Here is an 11854-nt window from a genome sequence, read left to right as displayed (position 1 = left end):
CCCCCGATCGGACGCCGATGTCGAAACGCGCCGTCGCCACGGACGCGCAGCCCGCGCAGACCGACGGGGAGAGTCCGCCCCTGCCCGCCGAGCCGGAGCGTCAGCCGGCCCCCCTCGCCCGCCGGCTGGTACTCAGCGTCTGGTTCTGGCCGACCGCGTTCGCCGCGCTCGTCGTCGGGTGGCGGCTCGGCAGCCCGGAGATGTGGCACGACGAGTTGGTCACCGTCGACGTGGCGACGCGTTCCACCGGGCAGATCCGGGCCATGCTGGCGAACGTCGACGCCGTGCACGGGGCCTACTACCTGTTCATGCACGCCTGGACGACGCTGTTCGGCACGAGTCCCGTCGCGGTACGTCTGCCGTCGGCGCTGGCCATGACCCTGGCCACCGCCTGTGTGGCGTTGGTGGGACGCCGGCTCTTCGATCACGCGACGGGTGTCGCCGCCGGGTTCGTCTTCGCCCTGGTGCCCACGGTCACCCGGTTCGGGCAGGAGACCCGTTCGTACGCCTTCGTCGTCCTGGCCTCGGCGGCGGCCACCCTGTTCCTGCTCCGCGCGCTGGAGCGGCCCCGGTGGCAGCGCTGGGTGGCGTACGCGCTCGCGGTGGCCGGCATCGGCCTGGCCAACGTGGTGGCGCTGACCCTGCTGCTCGGGCACGGCACGGTCGTGCTGATCCACACCTGGCGACAACGCCACTGGTGGTCGCTGGTCTGGTTCCCCCTCGCCGCCGTCGCCGGGGTGGCTGTCGCCGCGCCGGCGATCCTGCGGGGCATGACACAGTCGGGTCGGCAAATCAGCTGGATCCCGGACCTCTCGCCCTGGACGGTCTGGGAGCAGGCGTACGGCTCGACGCTGCTCGCCGCCGCGGTGACCGCGCTGGCCACGGTGGGTCTGCTGACCCACCTGCGCGGCGATGGCGTGGCTCGGGCGGTGAGCGTGACGCTTGTCGCCGTGCTGCCGGTGCCGGTGATCCTGCTGGCCTCGACCGGCGAGATCAACTACTTCTTCTCCAAGTACCTGCTTTTCCTGCTGCCGGCCTGGGCGGTGCTGGCCGGCGCCGGCATCACCGCGCTGCGCTGGACGCCGCTGATGGCCGCGGGGCTCGTGGTCGTCGCCGCGCTGTCCATGCCCGGTCAGCTCGCGCTGCGCGGTGAGTACTCGCACGGCTGGTACACCTACCCGCGGCAACGTGCCTTCGAGCCCCTGTCCTACTCCCAGGCGGCCAGGGTCATCGAGGCCGGCTACGAGCCCGGGGACGGCCTCGTCGTGGGCGGTGTCTGGTGGTGGATGACCGAGCCGGGGGTGCGGTACTACCTCCCGGAGGACATCTCCCCGCGCAACGTGTTCCAGCACCGGTCGGCGGCCCAGCGCAACGAGCTGTTCGGCACGGCCTGCGGCGAGCCGGCGAGGTGTCTGCGCGACGAGCCGAGGCTCTGGTTGGTGTTGCCGACGATCACCGACGCACCGCTGAGCGGGCTGCCGAAGGATCGGGCCGACCTGCTCGGCAAGCGCTACCAACTAACCCGGCTGACCCACGTGACCGGGCTGACCGTCGCCCTCCTGCAGCGGCGCGGCTGACCCGCCGCGATTACCGCCGCCGGCACCCGGGTAGGGGGTCGGCATGGCGGAACTGGCGACCCTCTGGATCATCCGACACGGTGAGAGCACCGCGAACGTGGCGGCGACCCACGCCGAGGCGTCCGGCGAGGAGCTGATCGGGCTCAGTCACCGCGACGCCGACGTGCCGCTCTCCCCCACCGGTGAGGACCAGGCTCGGGCCACCGGCCGCTGGTTGGCCGAGCTGCCGCCGGAACGCCGACCGGACGTGGCGGTGGTCTCGCCGTACCTGCGGGCGGTGTCCACCGCGCAGCTGGCGCTGCACGGCACCGACGTGCCGGTGAGCCGCGACGAGCGGCTGCGCGACCGGGAGCTGGGCATCCTCGACGGCCTGACCGGGCACGGGGTGCGCCGACGCCACCCGGACGAGGCCAAGCGCCGGGAGCGACTCGGCAAGTTCTACTACCGGCCGCCCGGCGGGGAGTCCTGGACCGACGTGGCGCTGCGGCTACGCACGCTCCTCGGCGACCTGCGCCGGGACCACGAGGGCCAACGGGTCCTGCTCTTCGGCCACGACGCGCTTGTCTTCCTGCTGCGTTATCTGGTGGAAGGGCTGACCGAGGAGGAGCTGATGGCGTTGACCCGCCAACACGTGATCGCGAACTGCTCGATCACCGACTGGTCCGCCGACGCCGACGGTCGGCTGACGCTTGGCGGGTTCAACGAGGTCGGTCACCTGCACCGGCAGGGCGCCGAGCCAACCAGGGAGGACGAGATCCATGCCGAACCGGTCTGACGTTCAGGTGATCACGCCGGGGCTGCTGCGGGACTGGGCGCTGCCGGTGCCGGTCGGCGGCAAGGAGAGCCGGGGCACCGTGCTGGTGGTCGGCGGCTCCCGCTTCACCCCCGGTGCGGTGCTGCTCGCCGGGGTGGCCGCGCTGCGCGCCGGCGCCGGGGTGCTCCAGCTGGCCGCCGCCGAGTCCACCGCGGCCACGCTGAGCATCCAGGTGCCCGAGGCGCTCGTGGTCGGGCTGCCGGAGACCTCCGACGGCGCGGTCGCCGCGGACCGCGACGGCCAGCTCGGCGAGCTGGTCGCGCAGGCCGACGTGGTGGCCCTCGGTCCCGGGCTGAAGGCGATCGACGAGACCAACCGCCTGCTGAGCCTGGTCCTGGACGCGGCCCGGCCGCGCACGTCACTGGTGCTCGACGCGTACGCCCTCGGCGCGCTCAGCCACGCGCCGGACCTGCTGGTCGGCTCGGGCCGGCCCGTGGTGCTCACCCCGAACGTCACCGAGGCCGGGCACCTGCTCGGCCGGGAACCGGGCGACGACCTGGACGCCGAGGCGGCCGAGCTGGCCGCCCGTTACGAGGCGGTCGTCTCGCTCTACGGGCACGTGGCCGCCCCGGACGGGCGGGGTTGGCGGGAGGAGAGCGGCGACGCCGGCCTGGGCACCTCCGGCAGTGGGGACGTGCTCGCCGGGTTGCTGGCGGGGTTGTTGTCCCGGGGCGCCGACCCGGCGCAGGCCGCCTGCTGGGGCTCGTTCGCGCACGCGGTGAGCGGGCAGCGGCTGATCCCCCGGTACGGCCGGATCGGCTTCCTCGCCCGAGAGTTGCTCGACGAGATCCCCGGAACGCTGTCGATGGTCTGATCAGCCGACGTCGGCCGCTCAGCCCTGCCGACGCGTGGCGTACGGAGGTCGCCCGGGACGGCCCCGGCCGGCCCGGTAGGATCGGCGCGGGCCGTTACTGGCGCGTGGGGATGGACAACCATCGGGGAGCGGCCCCGTCACGAGGACGTTTGCCGAGCGCCTGGGCCTTCCCGCACGTCTGTTGGAGGTCGCATGTCGCACAACGCCGAGTCCACCGCATTCCGGAGCGCCCTCGAGGTGATCCGGGCCGTCGAGCCGCGGGTGGCCGACGCCATCGGCGCCGAGCTGACCGACCAGCGGGAGTCGCTCAAGCTCATCGCCAGCGAGAACTACGCCTCCCCGGCGACGCTGCTGGCCATGGGCAACTGGTTCAGCGACAAGTACGCCGAGGGCACCGTCGGCCGCCGCTTCTACGCCGGCTGCCAGAACGTCGACACCGTCGAGGCGCTCGCCGCCGAGCACGCCCGGGAACTGTTCGGCGCCGCGCACGCGTACGTGCAGCCGCACTCGGGCATCGACGCCAACCTGGTCGCCTTCTGGGCGGTGCTGGCCGACCGGGTGGAGTCCCCCGCGCTGAAGAAGGCGCAGGTCCGCCACGTCAACGACCTCACCGAGGCCGACTGGTTCGCGCTGCGCCGCGAGCTGGGCAACCAGCGGATGCTCGGCATGTCGCTGGACGCCGGCGGCCACCTCACCCACGGCTTCCGGCCGAACATCTCCGGCAAGATGTTCGACCAGCGCAGCTACGGCACCGACCCGACGACCGGCCTGATCGACTACGACCGGGTGGCCGAGGCGGCCCGCGAGTTCAAGCCGCTGATCCTGGTCGGCGGCTACTCGGCGTACCCCCGGAAGGTGAACTTCCGGATCCTGCGGGAGATCGCCGACTCGGTCGGCGCCACCTTCATGGTCGACATGGCGCACTTCGCCGGCCTGGTGGCCGGCAAGGTGTTCACCGGCGACTTCGACCCGGTGCCGCACGCGCACATCGTCACGACCACCACGCACAAGTCGCTGCGCGGTCCGCGCGGCGGCATGGTGCTCTGCCAGCCGGAGCTGGCCGACCAGGTGGACCGCGGCTGCCCGATGGTGCTCGGCGGTCCGCTGCCGCACGTGATGGCCGCCAAGGCCGTCGCCCTCGCGGAGGCTCGCCGCCCCGACTTCGCCGACTACGCCCAGCGCATCGTGGACAACGCGCAGGCGCTCGCCGAGGGGCTGCTGCGCCGGGGCGCGAAGCTGGTCACCGGTGGCACCGACAACCACCTGGTGCTGATCGACGTGTCCGGCTACGGGCTCACCGGCCGGCAGGCCGAGCAGGCGCTGCTCGACTCGGGCATCGTCACCAACCGCAACTCGGTCCCGCAGGACCCGAACGGGGCCTGGTACACGTCCGGCATCCGGATCGGCACCCCGGCGCTGACCACCCGGGGCCTGGGCGCCGCCGAGATGGACCAGACCGCGGATCTGATCCACACCGTGCTGACCCAGACCACGGCCGGTGCCAACGCCGACGGCACCCCGTCCAAGGCGAAGTACGTTCTCGACGCCGACCTGGCCGACAAGATCGCCCGGCAGGCGACCGACCTGTTGGCCCCCCACCCGCTCTACCCGGGCGTCGACCTGGCCTGACGGCACCGCCTCGACGGATGCGCACGGGACGCCGTCGGTGGCACTCGTCGGAAGGAGCGATATACCTCTGGGTCATAGTTATGACTCAGAGGTATATCGCTCGCGGCGGTGACCGCCTCAGTCGATGGGGCGCTTGAGGTGGTAACGGTGGACCTCCGTGCTGCCCTGGACGTTGTTCACGTCCTCGGCCGCGGACACCAGCTCCCACCCCTCCCGACCGGCGCGGTTGAGGTGCGCGATGGCGGTGTCACCGAAGGCGGTGATGTCCTTGCGGGACCCGTCCGGGGCGTACCAGACGAACGAGACGTGGAAATTGCGGCCCTGTCCCTGATAACGGCGGACGAGCAGGGCGTACTCCCAGGCAATCATGCGGACATTATGACCGTCCACCCAGGACCGGCCTACGCCGGCCGTCGCGCATTGCCATCCGGTGAACGCGGTGCGTCAACCCGCGAGTGGTCGCCCCGCGATCGGCCCGGCCCGGCGGTCACCTCCGACGACCGTCGCGGCCTCGGTCGGAGGACCGAAGGCGTCGTGGTCACCGGGTGAGCCCGATGAGGGTGGCGAGCCGGGCCACGCCGGCGGCCGCGCGTCCGCTGTGGGCGATCTCGGCAATGAGGGTACGAGCAGCAGGCCGATAGCGAACTTCGGCGGGTGCGATGGTGTCGGCGTCGGCCGGGGCGTGCCCGGCCTTGGGGAGGTCGCCGGCCTGGAGGTAGGCGCGTGCGACGTCGATGAGGTGGGCGGCGCGATGCTCGGCGGGTAGCAGCGGCCAGTCGTCGCGGCGGATGGCCTGCTCGTGGCGGTACACGGCTTCTCCGGCGTCACCAAGGTTCAGAGCGGTGAGGAAGCGGGCCAGCAGTACGACGATCGGGCCGAACGCGGTGTGGTGGGTGTCCTGGGTGCTCGTACGCCGGCTGGCCAGTGCGGCGGCGGAGTCGATCAGGTCGTCGGCGCGGTGCCCCTCGCCGCAAGCGGCAGCGGCCATTGCGGCCTAGAGGAGCAGCGTTCCGCGTACCCCATCGTCGGCGGCCGTGCCCACGGCGGCGACGGTCGCGGTGAGGGCGAGCCGGTCGCGGCCCAGAGCCCGCAACGCCTGCGCGACGGCGATCGTGGCGGCACCGGTGCGGACGGGGTCACCGGTGGCGCGAACCGCGTCCATGCCGTCCAGGCCGGTAGCCGGCGTCGGTGGCGGCTTGCGGGGGTCGAATAAGACGGCCGGGTCGACGCGCAGCACCCGGGCGATCTCCTGGACGACGAGTAGCGGTCCAGACTTCGCACGCCGCGCTCGACCTTGTCGACCCAGCTCTTCGACTTGCCGAGCCGATCGGCGAGCATCTGCTGGGTCATCCGGCGGCGCACCCGCCAACGAGCCACCCGCCGCCCCACCGGCTCGTCGCGTTCCAGCACCGGCCGGGTCACCGGTCCCGCTCCTGCGGCAGCGCCTGGGTGGGCTGGCCACAGTGGGGACACCACCTCGACTTCACTCGAAACGCCAGCAACCCGAGCAGAAACCCCGGCACCAAGCCACCGAACACCATCGCCGCCACCACTTCGGAAATCATGGGCAGTCCACCTTTCCGCCTCGCCATCGTGACTCGACGGCCCGTCTTGACGTGTCCAGTGGACTCCGCGCGCGGGGCTGCGAAGGCAGGTGCGATGGGTGCCTATCGGTGCGCTGGGGTGCCGCAGCCCTCTGATGTCCGACCGAATCGCTACTGTTCGTGTGGTGGTCGCTACAGATGAGGAGGATGGACGGTGGCACCCAGCGGAGAGGCGTTAACACGCTTGTTGGCCGAGGCGGGCTGGCAGCCGGAGCAGTTCGCTCGACGTCTCAACGAGTGCGCCGAGCGGCACGGGCGGGTAGAACGGCTGCACCTCAAGACGCCGTACAAGTGGAAGAAGGGCGATGTTCCCCGCACCCCCTGGCCGTCACTGACCACGGCGCTGCTCTCCGAGCAGTTGCAGCGGACGATCGGCCTCGATGAACTGGGCTGGCCGGACGACGGGTTCGAGTCCGCTCCCGCCACCGCCGGCCTGGATCTGCCCTGGTGCGCGAGCGGGGCCTTGCGGGCGGCCCTGGTGGTAAACGAACCTGAGGGAATGATGCACCGACGGATGTTCCTCACTCTGCTCGGTTCGGCTTTGACGTCACCAGCGCACGAGTGGATGATCGCCCAGCCGCCAGACGACCTCGCATCGACCACCGGCCGCGTCCTGTCCGGCGATGTCGTCGATCACCTGGACGCGGTGACCGCCAGCCTGCGACGAATGGACGACCACCTCGGCAGCGGCCAGACCTTGGGCCTGGTACGCCAACACCTGAGCACGGTGGTCGAGGTGCTGCGAGACCGCAGCTACACGGACACGGTCGGCCGACGCCTGCACGGCACCGCCGGTGAGTTGTTACGCCTCGCCGGATGGCTCTCCTTCGACGACGGCCACCACACCCAGGCACAACGGTTCTGGATCGCCGGCCTCTATCAGGCCAATGCGTCCGGTGATCGCGGGCTCGGCGCGAACATCCTCGGCTTCATGTCCTGCCAGGCCAAAGATCTCGGTCAGCTCCGCCAGGCTGTGACCCTCGCGGAGACCGCGCGGGCCAGCTACCCGGCCACGAGCCCCAAGGTGGGGACGATCCTCGACCTGCGAGCCGCCGAGGCGTACGCCAACAACGGGTCGGTGACCGACACCCGCCGCGCGCTCGACAACGCCTTCGGCAGGTTCACCGACAGCCGGCCGGAGCACGGCGACCCCGACTGGTCCTACTGGGTCAACGAAGCGCAGGCCCACGCCCAGGCCGGCTACTGCTTCGTCAAGCTCGAAGACTGGCCACGCGCCCGCGACCACCTGCGGGCAGCACTGCGGTTACAGAGCAACGAGTACACCCGCGAGGGCGCACTGCGCAACGCGTTGCTCGCGACCACGTACGTCCAACAGGAACACCCCGAGTTGGACAAGGCGCTCGCACTCGGCGACCAGGCCGTGCAGACCCTGACCGGGCAGGTCACCTCCACCAGGTGCATCAAGCACGTCCGCAACCTCGTCGGCGCGCTGACCCCGTACCGGCGCACCCCTACCGTCCGCCGATTCTGTCAGGACGCCAGGGACTTGATCGCCTCCTGAGGGCGGCTCGGTGCCGAACGGGACCCGGACGAGAGGAGATCGTGCTCGTACCATGAAATAGTGGTCTCCGCCCGAGGGCGAGGCCACTACAACATGGATCGAGCGCGATCATCGAGGTCGCGTCCGGAGCGTCAGACCAGCGCGGGTGTCTGCGCGTGCCGCTCGCCCGGGTGGTGGCCGCACCAGTGAATCTGCAGCGCGCGTCGAGATGAGCCAACATCAACAAACTGCTGAGGACCCAACAGTGAGCGGGCTGCCCGGCGTCACCGACGACGCGATCCTGGACGCTGCCTTCGCTCCGGCGCTGAGCCTCGTCGTCGGCGTACCGGATGACCTGCACCCGGAGTGGCGGCCGGTCGTCACGGCGGTGACCGCCGAGGAGCGGATCGCGGCGGCGTTGGCCCGGTGGACCCTGGACTTCACCGGCCTGGTGCCGGGGTTCTTCGGCGAGTTCCGCAAGCGGCTGCTGGACGTCCGGCTCGGTCGGGCAGCCGGCGACCTGGCGCTGATCTACGTCGTCCGCGGCCGCGACGACGAACTGGTCCTCTGGCTGGGCTGGGACTCGCGGCAGTTCCGGGAGCCACGGTTCTGGGACCGCTTCCCCACCGCGGCGCAGACGTTCCTCCAGACCGTGCACGGCGGCTTCAGCCATCCCGACGGCATCTCCGGCGGGCTGGCGCAGGTCGGCGAGATGAGCACGTACGCGGAGTGGGCCGAGGAACCGGACGGTCTGGTGGACTGGGACGAGGAGCAGGAGATCGCCTCGACCCGCCTACTGATCGTCACCACCAACGGGACCAGCCTGTACTACTGCCTCTCGCCCGACCTGCCCACCGGCACGGTAGCCCTGGTGTACGAGGGCGACATCGATCCGCAGCCGTTCGACGCCAGCATCGACGCCCTCCTGCTGCGTCCTCTCGGCGACTGAGGTCGTCTCTCCCCCGGCGAACACTCCGGGACCGGCCAGCAGTCCGTCGCGCGTTCGCCTGTCGGCCGCCGGGACCGTCAGACCAGCGCGGGTGTCTGCGCGTGGATGTGGAAACGCAGCGAGCGGGCGTCGGTGAAACACTCCCGCATCGGGCGCACCAGATCCCGGTGCTCGGGGCTGCGCTCCCAGGCCTCGAAGTCGGCCAGGCTCACCCACTCGCTGGTGATCAACCACTGTTCCGGGTCGGTCGACGAGCGGCACACCTGGTCGACCAGGTGTCCCGGCACCCCGTCGGCGACCAGGTGCCGCACCTGCTCGTAGGCGGCGAGGAACTCGTCGGTGCGGGGCACCGGGACCCGCACCAGGAACACGACCCGCGCCCGCTGTCCACTCATGGCGTCTCTCCCCTCATCGGCACCGCCCCGCGCAGGACCAGCGCACTGTTGAACCCGTCGAAGCCCCGCGCGCAGACCAGCGCGAGCCGGCTGCGCGGCTGGCGGTGCTCGCGCAGGAAGTCCAGTTCGCACCCCTCGGCGACCTCCTCCGGGCCGGCCGACGCGGGCAGCGTGTCGTGCGCGAAGGCCAGCAGCGCGGTGGCCACGTCCAACGCCGAGCCACCCTGGTACGCCCGCCCGGTCAGCGGCTTCTGCGTCGTCACCGGGACCGGCCGGTCGGCGAACACGGCACGCAACGCCTCGGCCTCGCTGCGGTCGTAGCGGGGCACGCCGAGGGCGTCGGGCAGCACCACGTCGATCCCGGCCGCGGCGACGCCGGCCCGGTCCAGGGCCAGCCGCATCGCCCGCGCGTACTGCGCCGGGTCGCCGGCGCTGTCCGCGGTGGTGTGCGCGGCGTCGTGGGTGGAGCCCCAGCCGCTCACCTCGCCGTAGACGCGGGCGCCCCGGGCGAGCGCGTGCCCCAACTCCTCCACCACGAACACCGCGCCTCCCTCGGCCGGCAGGTAGCCGCTGGCCGAGGCGTCGAACGGCCGGTACGCCCGCTGCGGGTCGGAGACGTCACTGAGCAGCCCGGAACGCAGTTGGCACGCCAACGCGTACGGGCTCAGCGGGCACTCGGTGGCCCCGGCGATCACCACCGGGGTGCCCCGGCGTACCGCGCGGGCGGCGTGCGCGAGGCTGTCCAGCCCGCCGGCGGCCTCCGCGACCAGGACTCCGCTCGGTCCCTTGAACTGGTGGTGGATGGACAGTTGCCCGACGCTCGCCGCGTAGAACCAGGCGATCGACTGGTACGCCCCGACCGTGCGCGACGATCCGCCCCACAGCCGTTGCAACTCCCGCTGGCCGAACAGGTTGCCCCCGGACGAGCTGGCCAGGGTCACCGCGTAGCCGTACGGGTCGGGGGCCCGCTCGGGCAGGCCGGCGTCGGCCAACGCCAACCGGGTCGCGGCGAAGCCGAGGTGCGTCCACCTGTCGGTCTGCACCACCTGCCGGCTGTCGGCGTAGGAGTCGGCGGTGAAGCCGGGCACCTCCCCGCCGAATCGCGTCGGATAGCCGGCCGGGTCGAACAGGGTGATCGGTCCGGTCCGGCGGGTGCCGGCCAGCACCGTACGCCAGTGCGCGTCCGCGCCGATGCCACTCGGTGCGACCACACCGATGCCGGTCACCACCGCCCGCGCGGCACGCACGCCACCACCGGGCCGGGCGGCACTCACGCCGCCACCGGGCCGGCCGGTCGGCGAAACACCATCGCCGACTGGAAGCCCCCGAACCCACTGCCGACCGACAGGGCCACGTCCACCGGGACCTCCCGCGCCTCGTTCGGTACGTAGTCCAGGTCGCACTCCGGGTCCCGGGTGCTCCAGTTGGCCGTCGGTGGCACCACGCCGAACTCGATCGCGAGGGCGCACGCCGCCATCTCGATCGACCCGATCGCACCGAGCGAGTGCCCGACCATCGACTTGATCGAGCTGATCGGCACCCGGTACGCGGCCTGACCCAACGCCCGTTTGAACGCGGCCGTCTCGTGCCTGTCGTTCTGGCGGGTGCCCGAGCCGTGGGCGCTGATGTAGGACACCTGCTCGGGGAGGATCCGCCCCTGCTTCAACGCGTCGGTCACCGCGAGGCTCATCTCCAGGCCGTCCGGGCGCAGCCCGGTCATGTGGTAACCGTTGCTGCGGCTGGCGTAGCCGGCCACCTCGCAGTAGATGTGCGCGCCCCGCCGGCGGGCGTGCCCGAGCTCCTCCAACACCAGCACCGCCCCGCCCTCGGCCAGCACGAACCCGTGCCGGTCGGCGTCGAACGGGCGGGAGGCGTGCGCCGGGTCGTCGTTGTCCGGGCTGGTCGCCTTGATCGCGTCGAACGAGGCGACGGTGACCGGCGAGATCGGCGAGTCCGCCGCGCCGGCCAACATCACGTCCGCCTCACCGTCCACGATGAGCTGGTGGGCGTAGCCGATGGCGTCGATGCCGGAGGTGCAGCCGGTGGACACCACCTGCGCCGGGCCGTGCAGCCCGTGCCGGCAGGCCACGTCGGCGGCGAGGCTGCTGGGCACCAGCGCCTGGTAGAGGTACGGGCCACCGCGCGTCGCGTCGACCAGCCAGCGCTGACCGTGCTCGCTGACGGTGACGTACTCCTGTTCCAGCGCCATCGTGCCGCCCACGGCGGTGCCGAGCACCACCCCGGCCCGGTCCCGCTCGGCGTCGGTGAGCACCAGCCCGGCATCGGCGACGGCCTCGACGGAGCAGGCCAGCGCGAACTGCACGTACCTGTCGGCCCGGCGTTGTTCGGCCTCGGTCAGCCCTGCGGCGGTCGCGTCGAAGTCGCACTCCGCGGCGATCTGCGACCGGAACGCCGACGGGTCGAAGAAGCTGATCCGCCGGGTGGCGGTCCGCCCCTCGGTGATGGTCTTCCAGAACCGGTCCCGGCTGGCGCCGCCGGGCGCGACCACCCCGATCCCGGTCACCACCGTGCGGCGTCCGCTCACGGTGTCACCTCTGTTCGCGACTGCGG

13 protein-coding genes, 1 pseudogene and 1 riboswitch are annotated in these 11854 nt (G+C 71.9%); of the genes and pseudogenes, 6 read left to right on the top strand and 8 right to left on the bottom strand.

Annotated elements, in window-relative coordinates:
- Positions 1-17: 17 nt before the first annotated feature.
- From AB0C25_RS30470 to AB0C25_RS30455, 4 genes are all read left to right on the top strand, one after another.
- Entirely contained in the window at positions 18-1577 is a 1560-nt protein-coding gene (locus AB0C25_RS30470) for a glycosyltransferase family 39 protein (RefSeq protein WP_357377670.1), read from the top strand.
- Between the two features lie 43 nt (positions 1578-1620).
- Positions 1621-2352: a histidine phosphatase family protein gene (locus tag AB0C25_RS30465; RefSeq protein WP_357377668.1), complete on the top strand. Its 732-nt coding sequence runs from the start codon at positions 1621-1623 to the stop codon at positions 2350-2352.
- Positions 2336-3205 carry an NAD(P)H-hydrate dehydratase gene (locus tag AB0C25_RS30460; protein WP_357377666.1) on the top strand — a complete coding sequence of 290 codons (870 nt, stop codon included), beginning with the start codon at positions 2336-2338 and terminating at the stop codon, positions 3203-3205. The genes AB0C25_RS30465 and AB0C25_RS30460 overlap by 17 nt, the downstream gene beginning before the upstream one ends.
- Before the next feature lie 83 nt (positions 3206-3288).
- Positions 3289-3378, top strand: a riboswitch (ZMP/ZTP riboswitch).
- Between the two features lie 19 nt (positions 3379-3397).
- Complete coding sequence (locus tag AB0C25_RS30455; RefSeq protein WP_357377664.1) at positions 3398-4834, top strand: glycine hydroxymethyltransferase; 1437 nt, start codon at positions 3398-3400, stop codon at positions 4832-4834.
- 117 nt (positions 4835-4951) lie between these two features.
- On the opposite strand, the gene AB0C25_RS30450 is transcribed toward AB0C25_RS30455, so the two are convergent.
- From AB0C25_RS30450 to AB0C25_RS30430, 5 genes and pseudogenes are all read right to left on the bottom strand, one after another.
- Positions 4952-5203: a hypothetical protein gene (locus AB0C25_RS30450; RefSeq protein ID WP_357377662.1), complete on the bottom strand. Its 252-nt coding sequence runs from the start codon at positions 5201-5203 to the stop codon at positions 4952-4954.
- A 169-nt stretch (positions 5204-5372) separates the two neighbouring features.
- Positions 5373-5822: a hypothetical protein gene (locus AB0C25_RS30445; RefSeq protein WP_357377660.1), complete on the bottom strand. Its 450-nt coding sequence runs from the start codon at positions 5820-5822 to the stop codon at positions 5373-5375.
- A 6-nt stretch (positions 5823-5828) separates the two neighbouring features.
- Positions 5829-6071 carry a hypothetical protein gene (locus AB0C25_RS30440; RefSeq protein ID WP_357377837.1) on the bottom strand — a complete coding sequence of 81 codons (243 nt, stop codon included), beginning with the start codon at positions 6069-6071 and terminating at the stop codon, positions 5829-5831.
- Positions 6045-6184 (bottom strand): annotated as a pseudogene (locus AB0C25_RS30435) (helix-turn-helix transcriptional regulator); the annotation flags it as partial. The pseudogene AB0C25_RS30435 and the gene AB0C25_RS30440, both read right to left, overlap by 27 nt.
- Before the next feature lie 68 nt (positions 6185-6252).
- The gene (locus AB0C25_RS30430) at positions 6253-6399 is read right to left on the bottom strand and encodes a hypothetical protein (protein ID WP_357377658.1); all 147 of its coding nucleotides are present in this window, start codon (positions 6397-6399) and stop codon (positions 6253-6255) included.
- Between the two features lie 223 nt (positions 6400-6622).
- Here AB0C25_RS30430 and AB0C25_RS30425 point away from each other — a divergent pair, with 223 nt between their 5' ends.
- Both AB0C25_RS30425 and AB0C25_RS30420 read left to right on the top strand, forming a co-directional pair.
- On the top strand, positions 6623-7960 hold the full coding sequence (locus AB0C25_RS30425) for a hypothetical protein (protein WP_357377656.1): 1338 nt from the start codon (positions 6623-6625) through the stop codon (positions 7958-7960).
- 145 nt (positions 7961-8105) lie between these two features.
- On the top strand, positions 8106-8888 hold the full coding sequence (locus tag AB0C25_RS30420) for a hypothetical protein (RefSeq protein ID WP_357377654.1): 783 nt from the start codon (positions 8106-8108) through the stop codon (positions 8886-8888).
- 77 nt (positions 8889-8965) lie between these two features.
- Here AB0C25_RS30420 and AB0C25_RS30415 read toward each other — a convergent pair whose 3' ends face one another.
- Genes AB0C25_RS30415 through AB0C25_RS30405 form a run of 3 tightly spaced genes read right to left on the bottom strand, consistent with a single transcriptional unit; the run spans position 8966 to position 11828 of the window.
- Positions 8966-9283, bottom strand: a complete 318-nt coding sequence (locus AB0C25_RS30415; RefSeq protein ID WP_357377652.1) for an antibiotic biosynthesis monooxygenase family protein — start codon at positions 9281-9283, stop codon at positions 8966-8968.
- Positions 9280-10530, bottom strand: coding sequence for a beta-ketoacyl synthase N-terminal-like domain-containing protein (locus AB0C25_RS30410; protein ID WP_357377823.1), 1251 nt, complete (start codon positions 10528-10530; stop codon positions 9280-9282). Before AB0C25_RS30410 ends, AB0C25_RS30415 begins: the two co-directional genes overlap by 4 nt.
- A gap of 23 nt (positions 10531-10553) precedes the next feature.
- Complete coding sequence (locus tag AB0C25_RS30405) at positions 10554-11828, bottom strand: beta-ketoacyl-[acyl-carrier-protein] synthase family protein (RefSeq protein ID WP_357377650.1); 1275 nt, start codon at positions 11826-11828, stop codon at positions 10554-10556.
- Between the last annotated feature and the right edge of the window lie 26 nt (positions 11829-11854).

Source organism: Micromonospora sp. NPDC048839, from assembly GCF_040649915.1.
Classification (GTDB): Bacteria; Actinomycetota; Actinomycetes; order Mycobacteriales; family Micromonosporaceae; genus Micromonospora.
Note: the sequence above shows the minus strand (reverse complement) of the source record. Positions and strands in the feature narration are given on the sequence as shown.

Coding starts and splice junctions, on each gene's coding strand:
- AB0C25_RS30470 (WP_357377670.1), top strand. CDS start 18: ATGTCGAAACGCGCCGTCGCCACGGACGCGCAGCCCGCGCAGACCGAC.
- AB0C25_RS30465 (WP_357377668.1), top strand. CDS start 1,621: ATGGCGGAACTGGCGACCCTCTGGATCATCCGACACGGTGAGAGCACC.
- AB0C25_RS30460 (WP_357377666.1), top strand. CDS start 2,336: ATGCCGAACCGGTCTGACGTTCAGGTGATCACGCCGGGGCTGCTGCGG.
- AB0C25_RS30455 (WP_357377664.1), top strand. CDS start 3,398: ATGTCGCACAACGCCGAGTCCACCGCATTCCGGAGCGCCCTCGAGGTG.
- AB0C25_RS30450 (WP_357377662.1), bottom strand. CDS start 5,203: ATGATTGCCTGGGAGTACGCCCTGCTCGTCCGCCGTTATCAGGGACAG.
- AB0C25_RS30445 (WP_357377660.1), bottom strand. CDS start 5,822: ATGGCCGCTGCCGCTTGCGGCGAGGGGCACCGCGCCGACGACCTGATC.
- AB0C25_RS30430 (WP_357377658.1), bottom strand. CDS start 6,399: ATGATTTCCGAAGTGGTGGCGGCGATGGTGTTCGGTGGCTTGGTGCCG.
- AB0C25_RS30415 (WP_357377652.1), bottom strand. CDS start 9,283: ATGAGTGGACAGCGGGCGCGGGTCGTGTTCCTGGTGCGGGTCCCGGTG.